This window comes from Nitratireductor aquimarinus (assembly GCF_017255295.1).
In the GTDB taxonomy this organism is placed as follows: Bacteria; Pseudomonadota; Alphaproteobacteria; order Rhizobiales; family Rhizobiaceae; genus Nitratireductor; species Nitratireductor aquimarinus.
The window spans coordinates 134,551-156,849 of record NZ_JAFKDE010000003.1; the positions used below are offsets into that span (position 1 = coordinate 134,551).

Sequence of the window (22,299 nt, forward strand, 5' to 3'; positions counted from 1 at the left end):
TGTTTGGAAAAAATCATGCTTGAGATCAAAAACCTGCACGCCCGCATCGCCGAGGATGGCACCGAGATCATCCGTGGCCTCAACCTGACCGTTAAGGCCGGCGAAGTGGCCGCGATCATGGGGCCGAACGGCTCCGGCAAGTCCACGCTGTCCTACATCCTCGCCGGTCGTGACGACTATGAGGTGACCGAGGGCGAGATTCTCTACAATGGCGAGTCCATTCTGGAGATGGATCCGGCCGAGCGCGCCGCCGCCGGCATTTTCCTTGCCTTCCAGTACCCGCTCGAAATTCCGGGCGTTGCCACGATGGAGTTCCTCAAGACCGCCATCAACGCGCAGCGCAAGGCGCGCGGTGAGGAAGAGCTGAAGATCCCCGAGATGCTGAAGCGCGTTCGCACCGCAGCCGACGAGCTGGAGATGAGCATGGACATGCTCAAGCGTCCGCTCAATGTCGGTTTCTCCGGCGGTGAGAAGAAGCGGGCCGAAATCCTGCAGATGAAGCTTCTGGAGCCGAAACTCTGCGTTCTCGACGAGACCGATTCCGGCCTCGACATCGATGCGCTGAAGATCGTCGCCGACGGCGTGAACGCCCTGCGTTCGCCGGATCGCGCCGTGCTGGTGATCACCCACTACCAGCGTCTTCTCGACTACATCGTTCCCGACACGGTTCACGTTCTCTACCGCGGCCAGGTCATCAAGTCTGGCGACAAGGATCTGGCGCTTGAGCTGGAGAAGAACGGTTACGCCGGCGTCATCGACGCAGCCGCTTGAGGTGACGAGATGAACCTTCATGCTCAAAACACGCTGACGGAGGCCGAAACGGCGCTGGTCAACGGCTATTCCAGCCGTTTCTCTGACCTGCCCGGCGATGCCGATGTCACCGTCCGTCGCGATGAGGCGCTCGAGCTTCTCAAGCAGGGCCTGCCCACGCGCCGCGTCGAAGCCTGGCACTACACCGATCTGCGCCGGCTTCTGTCCGTTGTTCCGGATTTCAAGCCGGTCGCCAATGCCGAGGCTGTTGATCCGCTGATCGAAAACGCGCTGGTCCTGCCTGTGCTGAATGGTGCAGCGCATGGCCGTGCCGCCGGGCCGGAAGGCCTGACCATCGCCACGCTGGCCGACAAGCTTCAGGAAGGCGCGCTTTCTGCCGAATGGCTGACGGCCTCCGACCGGTTCGACGCCGTTGGTGCGATCAACGCGGCTTTCGTTTCTGATGGCTACTGGCTCGATATCGCCGAAGGCGCGGAGCTCAGCCGTCCGGTCGAGCTTCAGAATATCCATGCGGGCGGTCAGGTGCATGGCCGTTTCGTGGTCAATGCGGCCGCCGGCTCGCGGGCGACCATCATCGAGCGCCAGACCGGCGTCGGCGATGCGCTTGCATCATCCGTCACGCATCTGGACGTTGCCGATGGCGCGCATGTGTTCTGGATCCTGCTTCAGGAACAGCCGGACGATGCGGCCTATCTCGGCCAGTTCACGGCCTCGCTGGGCAAGGAGTCGAGCCTGACGCTCTTCATCCTGAACAGCGGCGGTAAACTGGTTCGCCAGGAAGTGAAGGTTGAGGCGCGGGGCGAGGGCTCCGAGTTCAAGCTTCGTGGCGTGAACCTTCTTGGCGGCGAGACCCATTGCGACGTGACCATGGTGCTCGATCACCTGGCGCCCGACACGGTCTCCACCGAGACCTTCCGCAATGTCGTCACGGGCAAGGCCAATGGCGTGTTTCAGGGCCAGATCCGCGTTGCGAAGATCGCCCAGAAGACCGACGCCAAGATGGCCTGCAACACGCTGTTGCTGTCCGATGATGGCGGTTTCTCCTCCAAGCCGGAACTCGAGATCTTCGCCGACGATGTGGCCTGCGGCCACGGCGCGACGGTGACCGATATCGAGAAGGAGCACCTCTTCTACCTGATGGCGCGTGGCATCGACGAGAAGACCGCACGCGGTCTGCTGGTCAAGGCCTTCGTGGCCGAGGTGATCGAAGAGCTCGAGGATGAAACCGTGATCGAGGCGCTGGAGGCCAGACTGGTCGACTGGTTCGCCGAGCACGGCTAGAGCGCCGTGCGTCCATCCGGACGCACAAAGGACGCTCTAACCTGTTGGATCTACGCATCGTGCTTTCCGAAAATCGATTCCGAATTTCGGGCCGATGCGCTAATCCTAAACCACTCACGCCCGCCTTTCTGAGCGAGGGGCGGGCACGCGGGGTTCGAAATGGACCAGAAGGTCGACACTATGCGTTATGACGTTGAAGCCGTTCGCCGGGATTTCCCCATCCTGGCGCGAGAGGTGTACGGCAAGCCGCTCGTCTATCTCGACAATGGCGCGTCCGCGCAGAAACCGCAGGCGGTGATCGATGCGATCACGCATGCCTACAGCAATGAATACGCCAATGTTCATCGCGGCCTGCACTTTCTCTCGAACGCCGCCACGGATGCCTATGAAAAGGCGCGTGAAACGGTCCGGCGCTTCCTGAATGCGGAAAGCACCGATCAGATCATTTTCACCAAGTCGGCCACCGAGGCGATCAACACCGTCGCCTATGGCCATGCGATGCCGAATATCGGCGAGGGCGACGAGATCGTTCTGTCGATCATGGAGCATCACTCCAACATCGTGCCCTGGCATTTCCTGCGCGAGCGCCATGGCGCGAAGCTCGCTTGGATTCCGGTCGATGAGCAGGGCGTGCTCACGGTCGAGGCGTTCGAGAAGACGCTCACCGACCGTACGAAGCTCGTCGCCATTACGCATATGTCGAATGTGCTTGGCACCGTCACGCCGCTGAAGGAAATCATCCGCATCGCCCATGAGCGCGGCATTCCGGTTCTGGTCGATGGCAGCCAGGGCGCCGTCCACCTGCCGGTCGACGTGCAGGCGCTCGACTGCGATTTCTATGTCTGCACCGGGCACAAGCTCTACGGGCCTTCGGGCATTGGCGTGCTCTATGGCAAGAAAGAGCGCCTTGCAGCCATGCGGCCCTTCCAGGGCGGCGGCGAGATGATCGAGGACGTGACGCTCGACAGTGTCACCTATAACGATCCGCCGCACCGCTTCGAGGCCGGCACGCCGCCCATCGTGCAGGCGATCGGGCTTGGCGCGGCGCTTGAATATATCGAAGGCGTTGGCCGTGAGGCGATTGCGGCTTACGAGGCTGATCTGGTGCGCTATGCGCATGAGCAGCTGTCGCGCATCAACGCGCTGCGCATCTTCGGCAATGCGCCGGACAAGGGCGCCATCGTCTCGTTTGAGATCGAGGGCATTCATGCGCATGACGTGTCCATGGTGATCGACCGTTCGGGCGTCGCCGTCAGGGCAGGAACGCACTGCGCGCAGCCGCTGTTGAAACATTTCGGGGTAACCTCGACCTGCCGCGCGTCGTTCGGCATGTACAACACGCGCGAGGAGGTCGACGCCCTCGCTGAAGCGCTTGAGAAAGCGCGGCGTTTTTTCGGGTGAACAAGATGACTGACACACCGCAGGATACGGACCAGACGGTCGAGGCCACGGCCCCGCAGGAGACGGAAGCCAAAACGTCTTCCATTCCGCAGGAAGAGCTTGCTCGCCTGACAGACGACATCGTCAGCGCGCTGAAGACGGTCTACGATCCGGAAATCCCCGCCGACATCTACGAGCTCGGCCTGATCTACAAGGTCGATATCGAGGATGATCGCTCGGTGAAGATCGATATGACGCTGACCGCTCCGGGCTGTCCCGTGGCCGGGGAGATGCCCGGCTGGGTGCAGAACGCCGTCAGCACGGTCGAGGGGGTCAGCAATGTGGAAGTGACCATGGTTTTCGATCCGCCATGGACGCCCGATCGCATGTCCGAGGAAGCCCAGTTCGCTGTTGGCTGGTACTGAGCAGGTGAGGCGTGGCCCTTGCAAGAGCCACGCATCTTGCCCATCTTGAAGACAGGGCCTTTCCGCGAGCCTTTCACTCGCCGTGAACGGAGAATTCTATGAGCCGATTTCAAGTGATGACCATGACCGACGCGGCGGCAGGCCGCGTGCGCGATATCGTTGCCGCCCGTGAGGGTGCGAAGGGCGTGCGTGTCGGCATCAAGAAGGGCGGCTGCGCCGGCATGGAATACACGGTGGACCTCGTCACCGAGGCGGACCTCAAGGACGACCATGTGGAACATGAAGGCGCGCATGTCTATGTCGCGCCGGAAGCCGCACTGTTTCTTCTGGGCACGCAGCTCGACTTCGAGGTCACCAAGCTGCGCACCGGGTTCACCTTCAACAACCCGAACCAGACATCGGCCTGTGGCTGCGGTGAATCCATCGAGCTTCAGCCGGCAGACCTGAAAGCGCTTGCCGAAGCGCGCGGCGCGGCCTGACGCGCCGCCGTGGACGATGATGCGATCCACGATCTTTTCGCCGGGCTTGGGCCCGTTTCCATAAAACGCATGTTTGGCGGGAAGGGCATCTATCATCAGGGTGTCGTCTTCGCTCTGGAGGTCAGCGGCGAAATCCTTCTGAAGGCTGATGCGGAAAGCGCGGCTGATTTCGCCGAGGCCGGTTGCCGCCAGTGGGTCTATGAGGGCCATAAGGGGCGGGGGCCTGTCGCCATGCCTTACTGGTCCATTCCGGACGCTGCCCTTGATGATCCCGACGAGATGGCGCTCTGGGCGCAACGGGCCTTTCAGGCTGGCCTCAGAAGCCGAAAGCGCTGACAGGCGCAAGAGACACATCACGCAATAAGAAAAGCCGCCGCAGGCAGGAGCCAGCGGCGGCTTTTTCAATTCGTCACAAGACCGGATCGGGTCAGGTCTTGACCTGGATCTTCATGAAGGCGGGCACGTCGTCGCCAAAGCCGACGACCGTGTTTTCCTCTTCACGCGGTTTGCGCCTGTTGTCCCGGCGCTGCTCGGAGCGGTCCTGCTGGGGCCTGTCCTGCTTTGCCTTGCGCTCGGCATTGTCGGACTTGATCTCTTCCTTGCGCGACTTCCTGTCGGTGTCCTGCCCGGAATTCTGTGCAGAACCCTGCTTCTCCTTCGCGCCGGCATCCTTCTTGCCGCCACGCTTGGAGCCGCGTCCGCGCTTCTCCTCTTCAGGGCTTTCGTCAGCCTGAAGCGTCGAAAGATCGCCGTCCAGCCATTCGACGTCCTGGCCGATCAGCTTTTCGATGGAATCCATATATTTGCGATCCGCTTTGGTGATCAGCGTGAAGGCAGCGCCCTTGCGTCCTGCACGACCCGTGCGGCCAATGCGGTGCACATAATCGTCGGCATGGGTGGGAATGTCGAAGTTGAAGACGTGGCTGACATCCGGGATGTCGAGACCGCGTGCTGCAACATCGGAGGCCACGAGCAGCTTCAGATTGCCCTTGCGGAAATTCTCCAGCATCGTCATGCGCGCGCGCTGATCCATGTCGCCATGCAGGGCGCCTGCATCATATTCATGACGCACCAGCGAACGGAACAGGGTCGCAACCTCGCTCTTGCGATTGCAGAAGATGATCGCGTTTTTCAGCGTCTCGCCTTCATCGTCGATAAGCTTGCGCAGCCGCTCGCGCTTGTCCCACGGCTTGGAACCGCTCTTGACGAAGCGCTGCGTGATGTTGGTTGCGGTGGTGGCCGGACGGGAGACCTCGACGCGTACCGGCGCCTGCAGGAACTGCTCCGTCAGCTTGGTGATCTCCGGCGGCATGGTGGCCGAGAAGAACAGCGTCTGACGCGTAAAGGGAATCAGCTTGCAGATGCGCTCGATGTCGGGGATGAAGCCCATGTCGAGCATGCGATCCGCCTCGTCGATCACGAAGATGTCGACGCCGGTCAGTAGCAGCTTGCCGCGTTCGAAGTGATCCAGCAGGCGGCCGGGCGTCGCGATCAGCACATCGGCGCCGCGCTCCAGCTTCTTTTCCTGCTCTTCAAAGGAAACGCCACCGATCAGAAGAGCAATGTTCAGTCGGTGATTCTTGCCGTATTTGACGAAATTCTCTTCGACCTGGGCGGCAAGTTCGCGCGTCGGCTCCAGAATGAGCGTGCGCGGCATGCGTGCTCTTGCACGGCCGCGCTCGAGGCGCGTCAGCATCGGCAGAACGAACGAGGCCGTCTTGCCGGTGCCCGTCTGTGCGATGCCCAGCACATCCTTGCCGGCCAGGGCATGCGGTATCGCACCCGCCTGGATCGGGGTTGGTTGCGTATAGCCCGCGTCGGTCACGGCGGAGAGGACCTTTTGGGACAGGCCCAGATCGGAAAATGTCAACGCTTCCTGAGCGGTGTCTTGTTCTTCTGCTGGCACGTTTCGGCTGTCTTTGGTTTCTGCGGCCTGATGCCGCCTCATAAGGCATGGAGCCTCGAATCCTAGGTGGCGTACGGCTTGGAGCGCCCGATGTCAACAGATGGCTTGCCGTAAAGTCACCTATTGTTCAATAGCGGAACTGCTCTGAGAGGATGCGTTCGTTCCAAGAATGGCTCTCGTCGAAAAGCACTGTAACGGTCTCATCGTGCGATTCGCGCACGGTCACGGAGACGACGGATTTGATCTCCGTATGATCCGCAACCGCATTTACGGGGCGTTTTCCCGGCTCCAGAATGTCGAAATGCACGGTCGCCTGGTTGGACAGAAGCGCCCCGCGCCAGCGACGCGGGCGGAACGGGCTTACCGGCGTCAGCGCCAGAAGCGGCGCGTCCAGCGGCAGGATCGGGCCGTGCGCGGAAAGATTGTAGGCTGTGGACCCGGCCGGCGTCGCCACCATCACGCCGTCACAGATCAGCTCTTCAAGCCGCACCTTGTCGTCTATGGCGATGCGGATCTTGGCGGCCTGGTAGGACTGACGCAGAAGCGACACTTCGTTCACAGCCAGCGCCTTCACCGTGTTGCCGTCAGCATCCACGGCGATCATCTGGAGCGGTCGCACCGTTTCGGGAATGGCCGCCGCCACACGCTCGCGCAGCCCGTCCTCACGGTATTCGTTCATGAGGAAGCCGATGGAGCCACGGTTCATGCCATAGATGCGTTTCCCGGCTCCCATGGTTTCGCGCAGAATGTGCAGCATGAAGCCATCGCCGCCCAGCGCGACAATCACATCCGCGTCTTCGGGGCGCTCCTGGCCGTAGAGTGCGGACAGGCGCTTTGCAGCTTCCTGTGCATCCTTGGTGTCGGCGCAGACGAAGGAAAGGGCCATCGGCTTTCGGGTCATGGTAATCTAAGGGCCCTTGAACTTGAGGCAGGAGCCTATCGGTTAGCATGCGTGCGAACGCGTGCAAAGGCATATGCGGCTGCATTGATGTGGGGATCGCAACCGGCTGTCGCCAGTTTTGATTTCACTTGAGCGCGGATTGTGCTAACGCATCGCCGGATGCCCTTGTAGCTCAGTTGGTAGAGCACCTGATTTGTAATCAGGGGGTCGGCGGTTCGAGTCCGTCCGGGGGCACCATTCCAACCTTCTCGCTTTGTTTTTGCTAGCTTTGCTCCGATTGTTTCCTCACCCGGATTTTGGGTGCGGTCCGGTATGTTCTCCGACTGTATCGAGATTCGGCCTGCTTTTTTGCGCCTCTGCGCTCGCTCTGGCCTTTTACGTCCGGGCGCGACCCGCTCAGATAAAACACTACACCGCTGACGAACTCATGGGGTTCAATTGCGAAGAGCTTGGTGCTGCGCATGAGGACCTGATCGTCGCCTATCATGATGCCGAGATCGCCCGCCACAGAAGGGAAGGTTCGTTTAGCGATGACCTTGGGCTTCTTAAGGAGGATGTCCTGCCGTTTGTCGTTCTCATGAGGCGGTTCATCAGGACGACGACATAAGAGAAGCCGACCTCGCAAAACCTTCATCGCCCTCTGGAGCACTCCAGAGGTCCAGCTTTATGTCGAAATATCCGGTCTATGCGCGGGAAACCCCTCGTTGGGAGCCGTTGAGGCAATGCGGCAGGCCGCAACAAAACTCAATCTGATTGATAAGTCCGCAAATCCATAGTGGCGTGAGAAGTTCTTGAAGCCGGGTCAGGTTCAGGGAGGAGGTTGCGTTCATGCTCGTTGCTTCTGGCGTGGATGGTTGCCGGAATTGTCTTGAATTCTTCGGCTGTCCTGTGCGGTATCGCGCAGCGAAGGTGTTGAACGCCGGTAACTGCAGAGTGTCAACCAGCATGGCGTGGCCGAGGTTTGGGTTTCTCAGTCGGACAGCTTTGAGGGACCGCCACTCGTCCTTTGCAATTTGAAATGAGTTTTCGAAATATCTCGGGACCGAGCGCAATCGAATGTATCGATGTGATCGATCCCCATGAATGTTCTTGCGTGGAATTTTCCGTATGTTGTATATCAATCCAAATATCGCGCCATGGTAGATAACGTTAGCTGACAAATTTATTTTTCTACTTTTGGGCGAATCGCATTACTTTCTCCTCAATACGTAATTCTTGGCGAAGCCACCGTTAGTCCGGCAGCAAAACGCGCCCGTGACCAAGAGGAGCCAGCGTGCGTAGGATCTGCATATTGCTCGTTTCATCAGCCGCCTTCCTGACCTGGGCAGGTGGCGTTGTGGCGCAGGCGGCGACTGCGACCAGCACCTTGAACGTGCAGATCACCATTCAGGCCGAATGCACCATTGTATCCGTCGGAAGCCTCGATTTTGGGGCGCAGGGTGTCATTGACGCCAATATCGATCAGAGCAGCACGATTTCCATCCAATGCACCGATGGCACGCCATACGAGGTGGGGCTGGATGCCGGCGCGGGGTCGGGTGCAACCGTGGCGACACGGTTGATGACCGGTCCCGCGTCGGCAACCATTTCCTATGGGCTCTATCAGGATGCGGCGCGTTCCGTTTTGTGGGGAGACACGACCGGTGTCGACGTGGTGACGGGGACGGGCAATGGAAACGCGCAGGCGTTAACCGTCTATGGCCGGGTGCCGCCGCAGGCAACGCCCGGCGCTGGCGTTTATGCCGACACGGTGACGGTGACCGTGACCTATTAGGATTGCCAGGGGAGACCGGAATGCCAATGCGTTTTTGTTGTCTCGTTGTCCTGTTCCTTGCGTTGCAGATATCCGCTGCTTCGGCTGGCAGTCTGCGTGTCGCGCCGACCACGCTCGACCTGATTGCGCCCGATAGCGCGGCCGTGCTGCGGCTGCGCAATGATGCGGCTGCGCCCATGCACGTTCAGGTGCGCGTTTTTCGCTGGAGTCAGTCCGGCGGTCAGGATCGTTTCGAACCCACGCGCGATGTCGTTGCGAGTCCCCCGGCAACGCAGCTTTCGCCGGGTGTCGATTACACGATACGTGTGGTGCGCACCGCCCGGACGCCTGTTCGCGGGGAGGAGAGTTATCGCGTCGTGGTGGATCAATTGCCCGACCCGGCAAAGCGACGGGCCGGGGCAGTCAATCTTGTGGTGCGGCACTCCATCCCGGTTTTCTTCCGCGCGCCCGATGCTGCACCGGCGCGGGTCGCGCTGGGGTTGGTGCGGATGGACGGGCAGCTTCTGCTGGTTGCCCGCAATCAGGGCGCGTCACGATTGCGGCTTGCCGACGTCGTGCTGCTTTCAGGTGGCGGTGTGGTTGGGCGGGATGAGGGCCTGACGGGTTACGTGCTTGGCGGCGCGAGCATGCAGTGGCCGATCAGGACAAGTGGAAGGGTTGGCGCGGGGCCGCTTGTGATGCGGGCGCAAAGCCATCTCGGTCCCATTGAAACCAGTCTGGCCATACAGCGCCGCTAGTGCGCTTCTCACCATCGCGCTGGGGCTTGTTGGCAAGCCCGTCAGCGCCAGCGAGGGCGGTGCTTTCTCCGGCGCTGCTCCCGGGCTCGTGGAGGTGGTTCGCGAGCTCTATCTGGAAGTGTTCATCAATGAGCGGCCGGTCGGGATGATCGGGAACTTCAAGGAGCTGTCGACCGGCGAGCTGGCGGCGACGGGGCAGGAGCTGCGTGAGGTGGGTATCGAGCCACGCGGGGATTCAAGATTCGGAGAAAACCTATTTCTTTTAAATGAATTGCCTGATCTTGTTGTTGCGGTGGATGAGGCCGGGCAGCGACTGTTTGTGACAGTCGGGCATGAGGGGCGCGCTGCCAGAACGCTGGATCTGTCGCAGGATGCCGATGACGAACGCAAGGCCGGTCGCTCCATCTATGGGGCGCTTTTGAACTACGCGCTGTTTGCCACCTCGCACTCATTCGAGCGCGGGCAGACCGGGCTTCTGAAGGGCGTCTCCGGCAGTTTCGAGGCGCGGCTCTTCAGTCCGCACGGCACGTTCAGCCAATCGTTTCTCGCCGGCTATACGGATGGTCAGCTCGATGGGCTAACACGGCTTGCGACCAGCTGGACCCGCGATGACGACGAGCGCCTTTTGACCTGGCGCGCCGGCGATCTGGTGAGCGGCGGTCTGGCCTGGACACGGCCCGTTTATCTGGGCGGCGTGCAGCTGCAGCGCAATTTCGGCCTGCGCCCTGATCTGGTCACGCTGCCACTGCCATCCTTTTCGGGCACGGCGGCCGTTCCATCGACGCTTGAAGTCTACGCCGACAACACGCGCCGCTTTTCCGGCGCTATCGATGAAGGTCCGTTTGAACTGGTCAATCTGCCGGCTGTTTCCGGCGCCGGGTCGGCACGCATCGTCCTGCGCGATGCGCAGGGGCGCGAGACCGAGGCCACACTGCCTTTCTACGCCTCGACGCGATTGTTGCGGCGCGGACTGTTCGACTTCTCGGTTGAGGCGGGCTTTCCCCGCCGCGCCTTCGGCAGCCGCTCCTCCGATTACGACAGCCGGTTGATGGCGTCGGCCAGCATGCGCTACGGCCTCACCGACAGGCTGACGCTGGAAGGCCATGTGGAAGGCGGGGGCGGGCTGGTGAATGGCGGTGCGGGCATCGCCTTTCCCATCGGTCCTTATGGCGCTGCCTCTCTCGCGGCTGCGGCAAGCCATTTCGATGGTGAGAGCGGCGGTCTCGTCAACGGATCGGTGGAGCTGGGCTTTGAGGGCTGGTCGCTGCGTGGGCGGCTGCAACGCAGCTTCGGCGCGTATCACGATATCGCATCGGTCACGGCGCTGCCGGTGAATGGCGATCTGGAAGCCCGCTGGCTGGGTGCCGGCGTTCCGCGCGCCATCGACCAGATATCGCTCGGCATCCCGTTGCGCTTCGATCCCTCGACCCTCAGCCTCTCCTATACGCATATCGAGGATGCACACAGCGAAAGCAGCCGCATTCTCTCGCTGTCCTACAGCCGGCGCATAGCCCGTCGCGGCAATTTCTATCTCACCGGTTTTGTTGATGCCGAGGAAAAAGAGAATTTTGGCGTTTTCGGCGGAATTTCAATCGCTTTTGGAGAAAACTTCAACGTTTCCAGCGGCATTGAAAGCCGCCCGGATGGCACGCGTCTGGTCTCGCAGCTCTCCCGGCAGGAAACGCGTGAAGAGGGGAATTTCGGCTGGCGTCTGCGAAGCGTGGAGGGCGGGCGTTCCGAGCGTTCCGCCTCGCTCAGCTATCGCGGACGGCACGGGCGCATCGAGGGCGCGCTTTATCAGCGCGACGACGCGTTTCAGGCCGAAGCGTCGCTCGATGGCGCTCTGGTTCTGGCAGGCGGCGGGGCATTTGTCGCAAACCGCATTGATGGGGCATTTGCCGTTGTCGATACCGGCGCGCCCGGTGTTTCGGTTTCCCATCAAAACCGTCCCGTCGGAACGAGCGACCGGTGGGGGCGGTTGCTCGTTCCCGATCTGGTGGCGAATGAGGAAAACGCCTTCTCCATCGACCCGGCGGATCTGCCGCTCGATGCGGACATCCCGATGACTGCGACGAGCGCCGTGCCGCCGCGCAAGGGCGGGGTTGCGGTTGCCTTCGGTATTGAGCGGCAGGCGCGTGGCGCGCTCGTTTCATTCGTGGATGGAGAAGGCGCGTCGCTTCCCGTCGGATCGGTCGGGGCGTTTCAGGGCCACGCCTTCTTCATCGGCTATGATGGCGCGACCTATCTGACGGGGCTTGGCCGGGAGAACGCCGTGCGCATCGAGCTGCCCGATGGGCAGGTCTGCGCTGCCTCCTTCGCCTATCGGTCACAGCCGGGCGAGCAGGTGCAGCTGGAGGCGGTGCCATGCCGCTAGAGCAATTTCAGAAAAAGGGGGAACCGGTTTTCTGTCCAAAATTACGTAAAAACAATATGTTGGAGCGTTTTCGCGATCTGCCGAAAAGCGAAAACCCTCCAGGCCGGGAAAGGGCGCTTCTCGCAGCTCTGCTCTTCCTCGCCTTCATGCTGGGCGCGCTTTCGCAGGCGCGTGCGCAAAGCTGCAACTTCACCATCTCCGACATGAGTTTCGGCGCGGTCGACACGCTTTCAGGCGGGGCGGTGAACGGGACGGCCACGATCAATGTGAACTGCACCGGCCTTTCGCTCACGCGTATCCTGATCTGTCCGAGCATTGGTGCGGGCAGCGGCGGCGCGACCGTCTCTGCGCGGCAGATGGCGAGCGGCGGCGACACACTCGCTTACCAGCTCTATTCCGACGCCGGGCGCACGGCGGTGTGGGGTTCCTATTTCTGGGGCTTCGCCGCCACGCCGCCGACGCTCGACCTCACACTCGGCGTGCTGGGCAGCGGATCGGCGAGTTTCACGCTCTATGGTCAGGTGTTCGGCAGCCAGTCGACCGTGCCGGCGGGAACCTATCTGTCCGCCTTCTCAGGCGCGGATGTGAATTTCATCTACCGCTACACGCTTCTGAGCGACTGTTCGAACCTGTCGGGCCAGACGGCGTCCCCGTCCTTCACCGTTTCGGCCTCCATTGCCGACAATTGCCTCGTCGCCACGCAGGATCTGGATTTCGGTGCCCATGGCGTTCTGACGGGCAATGTGGACACGACAGGCGGGGTTACGGTGACCTGTACGCCCGGCACCGCCTACACGGTCGGGCTCGATGGCGGGCAGGCCGCAGCGCCGCCGGCGGCGCGGCTGATGAGCAAGGGAAGCGAAACGGTGACTTACGGGCTCTATCAGGATGCGGCGCGCAGCCTGCCCTGGGGGCTGGCCGCCATTCCGGGCGAGGCGGTGCCCGGCACGGGTAGCGGCAGCGGGCAGGTGCTGACCGTCTATGGCCGCGTGCCGCCGCAGACGACGCCTTCGCCGGGAACCTATACGGACACGGTGGTCGTGACCGTTACCTATTGAGCACCGGATTAATCCGATGCTCCATAAATGAACCGGATCGTCCTTTGCGCGTCCGGGAGGACGCGGGGCGATTTAGCGGCTGCCGAGATACTGGCGCGCCGCATAGAGCGACACGGCGGCGGCATTGGAAACGTTGAGCGAGCGGATTGCGCCGGGCATGTCGAGACGGGCGAGTGCGGTGACGGTGTCGCGCGTCTTCTGCCGGAGTCCCTTGCCCTCCGCGCCCAGAACCAGTGCGATGCGGTCTGCGGCGAATGTGGCCTCAAGCTGGTCCGGCCCGTCCGAATCGAGACCGATGGTCTGGAAACCGGCGGCGGAGAGTTCTTCCAGCGCCTCGGCCAGATTGCGCACGGTCAGGTGGTCGATGTGCTCCAGCGCGCCGGAGGCGGCCTTGGCGAGCACGCCCGATTCGGAGGGGCTGTGCCGCGCCGTGGTGACAAGCGCGTTGACGCCGAAGGCGACGGCCGAGCGCATGATCGCGCCGACATTGTGCGGATCGGTGACCTGATCGAGCACCAGCACCAGGCCTGCGCCTTCCAGATCGCCGAGCGGCCTCGGTTTCAGCGGCTCCGCCTCGATCAGAACGCCCTGATGCACCGCGTCCGGCCCGGTGAGGCCATCGATGGCGCGCGGCTCGACGATCTCCACGGGGAAGGGCAGGGCCGAGGGCTCGCCCAGCTCCAGCCGGGCAGCGGCGTTGCGCGTGACGCGCATATGCTTGATTCGGCGCTGTGGATTGTCGAGGGCGGCGCGCACCGTGTGCAGGCCATAAAGCCGCACAAGGCCGTCGCGCGGGCCTTCGCCGCGTCGGGAATCGCTTTTGCCATCGCCGTTCTTCTGCTGCGTACGGTCCCTGTGGGCCCGCCGGAGGCGTGCGTAATGGCTGTCTTTCGGGGTCTTTGAATTCTGATCGTCGCTCATGCGTTCTCTATAGGCGCGCCGGGCGATTGTGGAAACAGGATTTGCGTTCTGAAAATTTTTGACACCAGATTTGCGACAGGCGGTTGACACTTCGAAGCGGTCTCTGCATAAGGCGCGCATTGCGGGACTGAGCGGGGCGATTTGCCCACACGAAGTTCACGCCACGTCGCTGAGCTCTGACGGAAACGGAGGGGTGTCCGAGTGGTTAAAGGAGACGGACTGTAAATCCGTTGGCTAAGCCTACGCTGGTTCGAATCCAGCTCCCTCCACCACCGTCTCCCAGAGCCAGCGCAACGAACCCGGCGGGTATAGCTCAATGGTAGAGCAGCAGCCTTCCAAGCTGAATATGCGGGTTCGATTCCCGCTACCCGCTCCAGGTTATCTCCTCAAAAATTGCTGAATTTTGTGATTGCGTTTGCTTGCCGTGTCTCTGGGTTCGCGAGGCGGCTGGTTTTGGCTTGAGAATGAAGTGGCCCTCGCCGGTCGCGCTGTGGAACGGGGGAGCTTTAGCAGAAACGGGCGGGCGCTACTTAGAAGTCATCCCAAGCGCGGGGGTCGGAATGTGCAACCTTGGTTTGGGACCGCGTGGAGGGCGTCAATTAACCGGGGGGGGGGGCGGGGCGGTCCTGATAGGGTGGTGCTGGATATTGCGGGGAGCTGACCTAATGGCAGTAATGCTGCGCGCCCATCCCAGTCGTTTAAACCTTTCGATATGGGGCTCGGAAGCCGCCATTCGATACCATTGTCAGCAATGGCAGAGAGGGGCTGGGATCGGTCATCCGTCTCGCCTGGTGCGAGAGTCGGTTGCGACCGACTCGCATATACCTGCCGGAACCTTCTGGAACCCCTGCTGCTGACGTGGAAACCCGCTCCCACACCAAACAAACTCAGAAAACTCTAAGGCCGTGACACGATCTCTGCGGCGTCTGGGTCGCTGGACTTCTGTTCTATGTAGTTGGCCACAAGCGCCCTATTGTCTGCGGTCAAAGAGGACCATCGAGCATCCCAGACCTTATACGCGTGCCAAGAGTAGCCCCGTGCCATTCTCTTGCTCATTGTTTCCATGGAGAACTTTACAGAATCCAAGTAAATTATTTCGAGAGCAGTATCTCTGACGTCAATGAGGCTGCCTAGGTAGGTTAGCCATGACGCAAGTTGCACATACTGCGGCCAAGCTCCGGTTTGGCTGGTCAATTCCTTCTTCTTGGAGATAATATCCGCAAAAGTATTGACGACGGCATTTTCTTCCAAACTTGCCCCAATAGCACCAATTGCGGATACTATCTGATAGAACGAGCTTTCTGCGTTGAGGAATTTTTCTGGAAAACTATGACCTTCAAAGAGAACCTTGTTGATTTCTGAAACAGATTTTTCGAGGCAGTCTTCAGCCTGTTTAATTTTTCATTTACTTTTTTGAAAAAAAATTCAACTTCAGTTTTCTGAATTACTCGAATTCCGTAGCAATTTGAGTAATAGTCAATAATACTCTGATCAACTTCAATTCGCGACACCAAGAAGATACTATTACTTACGGTATGGGAGCGAACAAATCCTCTGTAATCACTTAGTATTGCCTTCAAATTTGTGTCACCTAATGAATAACCTATTATAACAACTGTATTTTCATGTAGAACAGTGCTTAGCTTTCTAGAGAAATATGAATCTGAGTTCAAAAATGTAAAATAGTCGTCGGCCGTTACCACCATTCTGCGCGGGACGTCTATTGAGCCGTGAACATGAAGTACTTTAACGCGGCTGTTGGATCTCGGGACCGGACGACCCGGTGAAAGCGATTGGCAGTCAGTCTTAGCCAGATCCTCAGCCAACTTGTCATAGTTGGTCGTGACAACCCTGAACTCGCGTTCCTTGAAAAACTTTTCTGTCTCTGGAAGAGAGCCGGAAAGGTCAATTCCTCCAATTAAGCTTGCAATTTCGTCATGGATGGACTTTTTCGATTTGGATAGCTCTATGTTAATAACCTGTGCTGCCTCATCCAAATTCAAGGACGGCTTTCCGTCAGTAGGGAATAGGGCTTCCTTGAAGCTCTCATTGCCAACATGTTGGTCACAGATTGCTTCAAGCAGTTCTTGCCAACCCGGTGCACTATTCTCACTAAGTGCCTTCGAGAAGCCCGTTCCTGTGAACAAACAAAGGCGCTTTGCCGCTGCGGCATACGCAATCTCAACGTAATCGCTCAATTTACGGCTCTTTCAGTTTTCCGATAATCGGATCAACTCTGGCGTGTCAGCCTGCGGCTTGCAACAGCCGAGCCGCGTTTAGATGCCGAGCGGTGCAAAGAAGGACGGCTTTTGTAAAGCTGCAGCGCGGCGGAAAAAGTGTCGTCAACTGTCGTGTCTGGGCCGTAAGCATCGACGTATTCTGTACCAACCAAATGTCAGCTACCCGCCAGTCACCTGATGGCCCCAGAACGGCCGTTCTTCGGGATATTTGCTATTCAGCTGAGGCAAGCTCGAGAGTGTACCTGTCGGGAAGTAACAGAGCCACGCATTCAACCGAAAGCAAGGTCCGTCTTCTGCTGGTGTCAGCGCCGCACCGCTCATGCGGCACAAATCCGTCCGCTGATGGGCCCAACCAAAACACGCCCTACCAACCCGTCCTGAATCGTGTTTCAGGTCTCCGACCCCGTTTCCGGTCCCTATGCCTCCCCGGATCTGATCCAAGGAGAGACCTGAAATGTTCAAGATCTGCTTCAGCGCGGTTGCGCTGGTTTTTCTGGTTTCCGCTGCGCAGGCCGATGTCGGGTTTCGCACTGTCGGCATTGGCGGTGAGGGGCCTCGGCCGCTCAATGTTGCGCTGTGGTATCCGGCTGAGGGCGGTGCGCCCGGGGTGGTGGTGGGGGAAACGCCGGCCTTCGTCGGCGCGCGCGTTGTGCGTGATGCGCAGCCTTCGGCGGGCGCCCATCCGCTGGTCGTTCTTTCGCATGGCTATGGCGGCACCTGGCGCAATCTCAGCTGGCTTGCGGTCGCGCTTGCCGATGAGGGCTATGCCGTCGCCGCGCCGGATCATCCGGGCACCACGCATTTCAACCGCGATCGACGGCAGGCGGCCATGCTCTGGGAGCGGCCGCGCGATCTGAGCCGGGTCATCGATGCAGTGCTGGAGGAGCCGGCCCTTGCCGGTTCCATCGCACCGGAGCGGATCGCGGCCATCGGCCATTCGCTCGGTGGCTGGACCGTTACGGCGCTGGCGGGTGGCCGGTTCGATCCGGATCTGTTTGCGCGGGACTGCGCGTCGGGCATTGCTTCGAGAGCGTGTCCCACAAGCGATCTGAACGATATGGGCGATCTGAAGCTCGATGCACCCGGCCTCAGGCAGGACATGCACGATCCGCGCATCCGCGCCTTTGTCTCGCTCGATCCCGGTTTTGCGCGCGGCTTCACGCCTGAAAGCCTTGGCGGTGTCGAAGCGCCGGCGCTGCTGATCGGGGCCGGCATCGATATCGGGGATCGGCCTGCCGAGCTGGAAAGCGGATGGCTGGCGGAGCATCTTCCCGCAGGCACCACGGAATGGGTGATGCTCCCGGACGCGATGCATTTCAGCTTTCTGCAGCTGTGCAAGCCGGGGGCGGCAGCCATGATCGAGGCGGAAGATCCGGGTGACGGGATCGTCTGCCGCGATGGCGCTGGCCGGGGCCGCGCCGCCATTCACGCGGAAGTTCTGGACCGGATCACGGCGTTTCTGGGCCGCTCGCTTTCGCTGCGCTGAGGCCCGTTTCGCCGGTTTCTTTCGCCTGGCGTCTCCAGTCGCTGGGCGAAAGGCCGGTCACACGGCGGAACGTGTTGTTGAAGTTCGATTTCGTCTGAAAGCCGCAATCGAACATGATCGCGGTGACGGGGCGGTCGGTCTCTTCCAGAAGCGCCATCGCCTCGCGGATGCGCCACTGGTTGATCTCCTGCGAAACATTCCGGCCGAGCCTGCGGTTGATTGCCTGCGAAATCTGCCGCCCCGGAATGCCGACGCGCCGCGCCAGCCGCTCCAGTGTGAGATCTGGATCGCGATAGAGCTGGCGCTCGCTCAACACCCGATGGGTTGCGGCCAGCACATGCGCATCGTCGGCGGTGGGCTGATCCCGTTCTTCCACGCGCGCGGTGGCTTCTGCTGCCGGGGGCTCTTCGGTCTCGGGCAGGCTGCGCGCGACGGCGAGTGCTGCCCATGCGATCAGGGGCAGCACGGCCATGTTGCCGACGCTGACGATGGTTGCGGCATGCGCACCGCCGGCAAGGCCGAAGTCGAAGGCGATGGCCAGATCGATCATGCCTGAAAAGACAAGCAGGGCGCCGACAAACATTGCCGCGCGGCCGGGGTCGACGGCCGCACCGAGCCGGGCGCCTGCAAAATTTTCTTCGCCCTGCAGTCCGCGCCACATCAGAGCGCTGCCATAGCCAAAGAACAGGAAAGCCAGCAGGGCGTCGATGGGCGTCTGAAAATATGGCCACAGAAGGGAAAGGACGAGGATGACCGCGCCGGGCAGGTAGTGCGGCCAGGCGGGCCGACGCGCGCCGCCCTCAAGGCCCGCAAAGCAAAGCCACGCCGTTGCCGGCAGGAGTGCGGCGAACACGGGCTGGAGGAAGCGGAAAACCGGCGCGTCGAAGCTCCAGCGCAGGCTGACGACGGTCATCAGGGCGGTGCTGACGGCGAGAAACACGATGATGGGCCGGAACCTGCGCTCTCGCTTCAGGGCGACAAGGCAAAGCACAAAGCCCAGCAGGAGCGCGACGATGGCGGGCAGGGGGATCAGGATCATGCGCTATCTATATGGCGCCGGGTGCGCGGATAAAGGGCGGATCGGCAGTGCGGCGTTGCTTGTTTCAGAAACCCGAGCAGATCTGAACCGAGTGCGGCAGCGGTTTCGGGTCGGTTGTACACGTCCAACGGGAATGGGCGGGGTCGGGCGGTATGATCTGCAGTGTGGGGCTGGAAGCCGCGCCGATGCGGCATTCGGGGTGCTCGCGGGTCATGTGACGGGCAAAGCCGCGCAGGAGCCCCTGCATCTCAGACATGTGCTGCGCCGGGAAATCGAGCGGGTGGGTGAAATCGTCGGTCTTGCGCTGGTAGCCGAGCGCCATGAACCCGGTGTCGCAGAGGTCCGCCGGAAGGTCGCTAGAGCGGAAGGCGACAAACATCGCCTTCTCGATTGTCCCGTTGAACGGCTTCTCGCAATGCTGGAACAGGCGCACGCGACACCCGTCCGTTTCCGCCTGATCGGCCCGGAAGGCGCTTTCGGCTGGCCGGTGCTGCCTTTTGGCTCGGCTGCGGCGACCCCGCTGCCGTCGAAGCGGGGCGGGTGGCCGCGATCATGGAGCGCGCCCGGGTTCACCTGATCGCTTTCAAAGCGCGGAGCCCTCTCGCGGGCATTGATGATCATGCGGCGCGCCTGATCGCGCGCGACCTCATAGGGGGCGTGATTGCCGCCGGTTCGAAAGCGGTCCGGAATGTCCAGAAGTTTGCGGTAACGGCGTTCGTAGGAGGCGACGAAATCGAGCCTGTCGCGCACCGACTTGATGAAGACGGTTTCGAGCGCCTCCGGCGTGGTCTCGTTGTAGCCGTAGCTCACGCGCACGCCGTCCTCCAGATGGCGGATGGCCGCGCCATAGGCCTTCAGATGGTAGTCCGGGTTCTCCCGTTCGTACCACTGGTGGAGGCGGAGCAGGGTGACATGGGCTTCAACAATGGAACCTGCGGCGAGTGTCAGGCCACGGCGCACCTCTTCGCGCGCGCGGCCGGCGCTCAGATAGCGCGGGTCCTCGAGCGTGGAGCCCGGCCCGCGAAACAGCGTTCCCCAGTCGGGACTGCCTGGCACGTTGAACGACCAGTCGCCGGCGGGACCGGGGCGGCCGACATCGACGATCAGGTGGAAATCGCCTTCATCGCCGCGAAAATCGAGCCGTAGCCGCACGCCGTAAAGCTTGATCAGATCCATGGCGCTGCGCGGCAGGCTGGCGAGGCTGTGCGTTTCGTAGCGCGACGCGCCCAGCGCCGTTGAGGTGGGCAGGGTGACCGTGCCGCCCTGAAGCGCGTATCGAAAACGCGCCGAGACCACCGGTTCGCCCAGAAGCAGGCCGATCTTTGTTTCCGCCTCCCAGTCGAAGCGCAGCTCCGCGCCATCGCCGCTGCTGCCTTCGCCGGCAACGCGCTCGCCATCGGCTGAGAACGTCAAAACCTGCTGCGCCCGCGCGGGAGAAAGCGCCAGAAACAGGAGCATCAGAAAGAGAAGAGGTCTAGTCATTCAGCCAGCTCGCAAATTCCTGGGCCTGCCTTGCGGACGGCGTGGGTGTGACGCCGTTTGAGTGACGCGCCGGGTCTTCGAGAACCACGCCATAGGCGCTGGGGTTGAACAGATGCGCCGGGCTGAGATCGACATGGATCCCGTTGTCCTCCAGCGTCTCGGAGATGAGGGCTGCGGGCAGCAGAAAGATGACGGCAAGAAGCCCTGCCGCAATTGTTCCCGCTGTGGCGAGCCGGTTGGGCGACGGGTGAAGACGTGCGGCGATGCCGGTGGAGAACCAGACGCCGGCAAGAAAGGCGGCGAGGATCAGCCCCCAGCGCGCCGCGATGGCATCTTCGAAAAAGTCCGGGAATGCCAGTTCGCAAAGGAGGAAGGCGGCAAAGGCTGCAAGAGCAGGCAGCAGAAGCGAGACTGCGGCGGCCAGCCAGAGCCCGCCTGCACGTTTTTCAGGAGGTTGCGTCTCTGGCGTGGGTTCCGGCGCTCTTGTCTGCTCCCTTGGCGCCTGCGCGGTTTCGGGCAGGGGCTCGAGTGTGAGGAAGGGCATAGGCCTGTCGAGCGTGGTCCCGGATGGAAAAATGGGTGGGCACACGCGCCCGCGCTGTGGCGCCTTGATGAGAATGTCCCGGCCATCCTTCATGGTGAAGACGTAAAGCCCCTCGTCCTTTTCGACGATCTGTCCAGGCGCGACGCGGGCTTCCCGCGCAGTCAGTGGGTAGAGCGCTTTTGCCGGTGTCTTGACGTGAAGACTATCCATCCGGGGCTTCTTTCTGGTGCATCGTCTTGAGCGGGGAGCCGTTTGAGGCGGGAGATGGCTTGGGCCGGGAGCTGTTCATTGAAAGCTTGCAGATTCTGCTGCGACGTTCAATCGCAGGCGCGAAATGCGTGCTCTGCAGGGTGCGTCAATCGGGCTGTGGGAGAAGCCGCACTCTTTGTCGCAGCCGGTGTCCGATCGATTGCCTCGACCCTACATTTCTGGCAGTCGCTCGGGCGAATGGGAACTGGCGATGGCTGCATTTGCGCATCCGGCATTGGCCCGCGTGCTGCGGCAACGCTTCATTCCCGCAGCCCTGCGTGGCGTCTGCGCGCCATGTCGATCCGTCTTCGGGCAGCCGCGCCCGAAGAGACAAAGCCCTCCCAGGCACCGACCCGTATGTACCATTCGAAAGGCTCCCCCAATGGTTCAGAAGCTCATCTATTCCATCCCCGTGTTTGGCTGGATGCTTAAAAGCGCATCCCTTGGCGATACGGCGGAGAAGGTCTTTTTCATTTTCAACCTGCTCGCATTCTGGGCGATCGCCATTTACTTCTTCGGCTATCCGGCGATCATCTTGCCGGCGCTTGGCATTGTCGGCTGCTACATGCTCGTGCTGGCGCTTCTGACCTCCGGCGACGTTTAGCCGGACCGGGCCTGTGCGCCCGTTTGCCGCATTCTTTCGCCGCACACTGGCAAGCCTTGCCAATGTGCGGCACGATGCTCCGGTCTGTTCGCCCGTGCGGTGAATGCATCAAGGAGCTGCGTCATGCTGACCTCGAAGATGGGGCTGATGTCGAAGACGGGCCGGGCCGAAGCGCCGCTGACGCTGCCCGGTGCAGGTTTCTCCGATACTTATTCCGGCGTTTCAAAAGACACTTTCGATGCAAGTGCCGCGCTGACGCGGGCCTTTGCGCGCCCGCCGCGCTGGATCGGGACGCTCATGCGTTGGCGCAATGTGATCGTCCGGCCTTTCGGTCTGAAGACCGGGAAAGACGCCCTGGACCAGGTGGTCGGAACGGAGCAGGCCCCGTTTCCGGTTCTTGAACGCTCTTCCCGGCGAATCGTATTGGGGACGGACGACCGGCATCTGGACTTCCGGCTGATCGTGGAGACCGATCCGGCCGCCGGGCCGGGCACACGCGTTTCGTGCACCACACTGGTGCGTCCGCACAATCCGTTCGGATGGCTCTATCTCCTGACGATCATGCCGTTTCACAAGCTGATCGTGGTCAATACGGTGCGTCGCATCGTGGCCTGAAATATCCGTTCGTGCTGTGTGGCGTTGCCACCC

General features: G+C 61.3%; 21 protein-coding genes and 3 tRNA genes. 16 read left to right on the plus strand and 8 right to left on the minus strand.

Translation table 11 applies throughout. The annotated features are described in order from the left end of the window. The first annotated feature begins 15 nt into the window (after positions 1–15). From sufC to JYP46_RS05320, 6 genes are all read left to right on the plus strand, one after another. Positions 16–771 carry a Fe-S cluster assembly ATPase SufC gene (gene sufC, locus JYP46_RS05295; RefSeq protein ID WP_090326477.1) on the plus strand — a complete coding sequence of 252 codons (756 nt, stop codon included), beginning with the start codon at positions 16–18 and terminating at the stop codon, positions 769–771. A 9-nt stretch (positions 772–780) separates the two neighbouring features. Further along, positions 781–2,052 carry a Fe-S cluster assembly protein SufD gene (sufD, locus tag JYP46_RS05300; RefSeq protein WP_206547500.1) on the plus strand — a complete coding sequence of 424 codons (1,272 nt, stop codon included), beginning with the start codon at positions 781–783 and terminating at the stop codon, positions 2,050–2,052. Positions 2,053–2,211: 159 nt separating this feature from the next. Then, positions 2,212–3,453, plus strand: coding sequence for a cysteine desulfurase (locus JYP46_RS05305; RefSeq protein ID WP_206546258.1), 1,242 nt, complete (start codon positions 2,212–2,214; stop codon positions 3,451–3,453). A 5-nt stretch (positions 3,454–3,458) separates the two neighbouring features. Then, positions 3,459–3,857, plus strand: coding sequence for an SUF system Fe-S cluster assembly protein (locus tag JYP46_RS05310; RefSeq protein WP_113156319.1), 399 nt, complete (start codon positions 3,459–3,461; stop codon positions 3,855–3,857). Between the two features lie 98 nt (positions 3,858–3,955). Continuing rightward, positions 3,956–4,336, plus strand: a complete 381-nt coding sequence (gene sufA / locus JYP46_RS05315; RefSeq protein ID WP_206547501.1) for a Fe-S cluster assembly scaffold SufA — start codon at positions 3,956–3,958, stop codon at positions 4,334–4,336. A gap of 9 nt (positions 4,337–4,345) precedes the next feature. Then, positions 4,346–4,672, plus strand: coding sequence for a TfoX/Sxy family protein (locus JYP46_RS05320; RefSeq protein WP_206546257.1), 327 nt, complete (start codon positions 4,346–4,348; stop codon positions 4,670–4,672). Positions 4,673–4,763: 91 nt separating this feature from the next. Here JYP46_RS05320 and JYP46_RS05325 read toward each other — a convergent pair whose 3' ends face one another. Together JYP46_RS05325 and JYP46_RS05330 are read right to left on the minus strand one after the other, a co-directional pair. Beyond that, complete coding sequence (locus tag JYP46_RS05325) at positions 4,764–6,206, minus strand: DEAD/DEAH box helicase (RefSeq protein ID WP_206546256.1); 1,443 nt, start codon at positions 6,204–6,206, stop codon at positions 4,764–4,766. Between the two features lie 163 nt (positions 6,207–6,369). Further along, entirely contained in the window at positions 6,370–7,143 is a 774-nt protein-coding gene (locus tag JYP46_RS05330; protein ID WP_206547502.1) for an NAD kinase, read from the minus strand. Between the two features lie 161 nt (positions 7,144–7,304). On the opposite strand from JYP46_RS05330, the gene JYP46_RS05335 reads away from it, so the two are divergent. After that, a tRNA-Thr gene (locus JYP46_RS05335) sits at positions 7,305–7,380 on the plus strand. Between the two features lie 25 nt (positions 7,381–7,405). On the opposite strand, the gene JYP46_RS05340 is transcribed toward JYP46_RS05335, so the two are convergent. Further along, the gene (locus JYP46_RS05340) at positions 7,406–7,777 is read right to left on the minus strand and encodes a hypothetical protein (RefSeq protein ID WP_206547503.1); all 372 of its coding nucleotides are present in this window, start codon (positions 7,775–7,777) and stop codon (positions 7,406–7,408) included. 654 nt (positions 7,778–8,431) lie between these two features. On the opposite strand from JYP46_RS05340, the gene JYP46_RS05345 reads away from it, so the two are divergent. From JYP46_RS05345 to JYP46_RS05360, 4 genes are all read left to right on the plus strand, one after another. Beyond that, positions 8,432–8,917, plus strand: a complete 486-nt coding sequence (locus tag JYP46_RS05345; protein ID WP_425523540.1) for a Csu type fimbrial protein — start codon at positions 8,432–8,434, stop codon at positions 8,915–8,917. Positions 8,918–8,937: 20 nt separating this feature from the next. Continuing rightward, the gene (locus JYP46_RS05350; protein WP_206547504.1) at positions 8,938–9,654 is read left to right on the plus strand and encodes a fimbrial biogenesis chaperone; all 717 of its coding nucleotides are present in this window, start codon (positions 8,938–8,940) and stop codon (positions 9,652–9,654) included. After that, complete coding sequence (locus tag JYP46_RS05355) at positions 9,623–12,028, plus strand: fimbria/pilus outer membrane usher protein (protein ID WP_222473923.1); 2,406 nt, start codon at positions 9,623–9,625, stop codon at positions 12,026–12,028. Before JYP46_RS05350 ends, JYP46_RS05355 begins: the two co-directional genes overlap by 32 nt. A gap of 146 nt (positions 12,029–12,174) precedes the next feature. Next, positions 12,175–13,086: a Csu type fimbrial protein gene (locus JYP46_RS05360; protein WP_206547721.1), complete on the plus strand. Its 912-nt coding sequence runs from the start codon at positions 12,175–12,177 to the stop codon at positions 13,084–13,086. A 72-nt stretch (positions 13,087–13,158) separates the two neighbouring features. Here the strand turns inward: JYP46_RS05360 and JYP46_RS05365 are convergent, their stop codons facing one another. Beyond that, a complete protein-coding gene (locus tag JYP46_RS05365; RefSeq protein ID WP_206547505.1) occupies positions 13,159–14,007 on the minus strand; it encodes a TrmH family RNA methyltransferase in 849 nt (282 codons plus the stop codon). Positions 14,008–14,194: 187 nt separating this feature from the next. Here JYP46_RS05365 and JYP46_RS05370 point away from each other — a divergent pair. Both JYP46_RS05370 and JYP46_RS05375 read left to right on the plus strand, forming a co-directional pair. Beyond that, positions 14,195–14,279: transfer RNA gene (locus tag JYP46_RS05370), tRNA-Tyr, on the plus strand. Between the two features lie 30 nt (positions 14,280–14,309). Beyond that, positions 14,310–14,383, plus strand: a tRNA-Gly gene (locus JYP46_RS05375). A gap of 904 nt (positions 14,384–15,287) precedes the next feature. Here JYP46_RS05375 and JYP46_RS05380 read toward each other — a convergent pair. After that, positions 15,288–16,205 carry an SIR2 family NAD-dependent protein deacylase gene (locus tag JYP46_RS05380; RefSeq protein ID WP_236042115.1) on the minus strand — a complete coding sequence of 306 codons (918 nt, stop codon included), beginning with the start codon at positions 16,203–16,205 and terminating at the stop codon, positions 15,288–15,290. 496 nt (positions 16,206–16,701) lie between these two features. Here JYP46_RS05380 and JYP46_RS05385 point away from each other — a divergent pair, with 496 nt between their 5' ends. Continuing rightward, entirely contained in the window at positions 16,702–17,733 is a 1,032-nt protein-coding gene (locus tag JYP46_RS05385) for an alpha/beta hydrolase family protein (RefSeq protein WP_206547506.1), read from the plus strand. On the opposite strand, the gene JYP46_RS05390 is transcribed toward JYP46_RS05385, so the two are convergent. The 3 genes from JYP46_RS05390 to JYP46_RS05400 form a co-directional block, all read right to left on the minus strand. Beyond that, entirely contained in the window at positions 17,696–18,772 is a 1,077-nt protein-coding gene (locus JYP46_RS05390; RefSeq protein WP_206547507.1) for a helix-turn-helix domain-containing protein, read from the minus strand. The genes JYP46_RS05385 and JYP46_RS05390 overlap by 38 nt on opposite strands. 210 nt (positions 18,773–18,982) lie before the next feature. Then, positions 18,983–20,254: a hypothetical protein gene (locus tag JYP46_RS05395; RefSeq protein ID WP_206547508.1), complete on the minus strand. Its 1,272-nt coding sequence runs from the start codon at positions 20,252–20,254 to the stop codon at positions 18,983–18,985. Beyond that, on the minus strand, positions 20,247–21,008 hold the full coding sequence (locus JYP46_RS05400) for a hypothetical protein (protein ID WP_206547509.1): 762 nt from the start codon (positions 21,006–21,008) through the stop codon (positions 20,247–20,249). The genes JYP46_RS05395 and JYP46_RS05400 overlap by 8 nt, the downstream gene beginning before the upstream one ends. A gap of 421 nt (positions 21,009–21,429) precedes the next feature. Here JYP46_RS05400 and JYP46_RS05405 point away from each other — a divergent pair, with 421 nt between their 5' ends. Both JYP46_RS05405 and JYP46_RS05410 read left to right on the plus strand, forming a co-directional pair. After that, positions 21,430–21,651 carry a hypothetical protein gene (locus JYP46_RS05405; RefSeq protein ID WP_113155302.1) on the plus strand — a complete coding sequence of 74 codons (222 nt, stop codon included), beginning with the start codon at positions 21,430–21,432 and terminating at the stop codon, positions 21,649–21,651. Between the two features lie 123 nt (positions 21,652–21,774). After that, positions 21,775–22,266 carry a DUF2867 domain-containing protein gene (locus JYP46_RS05410; RefSeq protein WP_222473925.1) on the plus strand — a complete coding sequence of 164 codons (492 nt, stop codon included), beginning with the start codon at positions 21,775–21,777 and terminating at the stop codon, positions 22,264–22,266. The last annotated feature ends 33 nt before the right edge of the window (positions 22,267–22,299 follow it).

Coding starts and splice junctions, on each gene's coding strand:
- JYP46_RS05390 (WP_206547507.1), bottom strand. CDS start 18,772: ATGATCCTGATCCCCCTGCCCGCCATCGTCGCGCTCCTGCTGGGCTTT.
- JYP46_RS05310 (WP_113156319.1), top strand. CDS start 3,459: ATGACTGACACACCGCAGGATACGGACCAGACGGTCGAGGCCACGGCC.
- JYP46_RS05340 (WP_206547503.1), bottom strand. CDS start 7,777: ATGAAGGTTTTGCGAGGTCGGCTTCTCTTATGTCGTCGTCCTGATGAA.
- JYP46_RS05360 (WP_206547721.1), top strand. CDS start 12,175: ATGCTGGGCGCGCTTTCGCAGGCGCGTGCGCAAAGCTGCAACTTCACC.
- JYP46_RS05305 (WP_206546258.1), top strand. CDS start 2,212: ATGGACCAGAAGGTCGACACTATGCGTTATGACGTTGAAGCCGTTCGC.
- sufD (WP_206547500.1), top strand. CDS start 781: ATGAACCTTCATGCTCAAAACACGCTGACGGAGGCCGAAACGGCGCTG.
- JYP46_RS05405 (WP_113155302.1), top strand. CDS start 21,430: ATGGTTCAGAAGCTCATCTATTCCATCCCCGTGTTTGGCTGGATGCTT.
- JYP46_RS05350 (WP_206547504.1), top strand. CDS start 8,938: ATGCCAATGCGTTTTTGTTGTCTCGTTGTCCTGTTCCTTGCGTTGCAG.
- sufC (WP_090326477.1), top strand. CDS start 16: ATGCTTGAGATCAAAAACCTGCACGCCCGCATCGCCGAGGATGGCACC.
- JYP46_RS05395 (WP_206547508.1), bottom strand. CDS start 20,254: ATGACTAGACCTCTTCTCTTTCTGATGCTCCTGTTTCTGGCGCTTTCT.
- JYP46_RS05410 (WP_222473925.1), top strand. CDS start 21,775: ATGCTGACCTCGAAGATGGGGCTGATGTCGAAGACGGGCCGGGCCGAA.
- JYP46_RS05400 (WP_206547509.1), bottom strand. CDS start 21,008: ATGGATAGTCTTCACGTCAAGACACCGGCAAAAGCGCTCTACCCACTG.
- sufA (WP_206547501.1), top strand. CDS start 3,956: ATGAGCCGATTTCAAGTGATGACCATGACCGACGCGGCGGCAGGCCGC.
- JYP46_RS05385 (WP_206547506.1), top strand. CDS start 16,702: ATGTTCAAGATCTGCTTCAGCGCGGTTGCGCTGGTTTTTCTGGTTTCC.
- JYP46_RS05330 (WP_206547502.1), bottom strand. CDS start 7,143: ATGACCCGAAAGCCGATGGCCCTTTCCTTCGTCTGCGCCGACACCAAG.
- JYP46_RS05365 (WP_206547505.1), bottom strand. CDS start 14,007: ATGAGCGACGATCAGAATTCAAAGACCCCGAAAGACAGCCATTACGCA.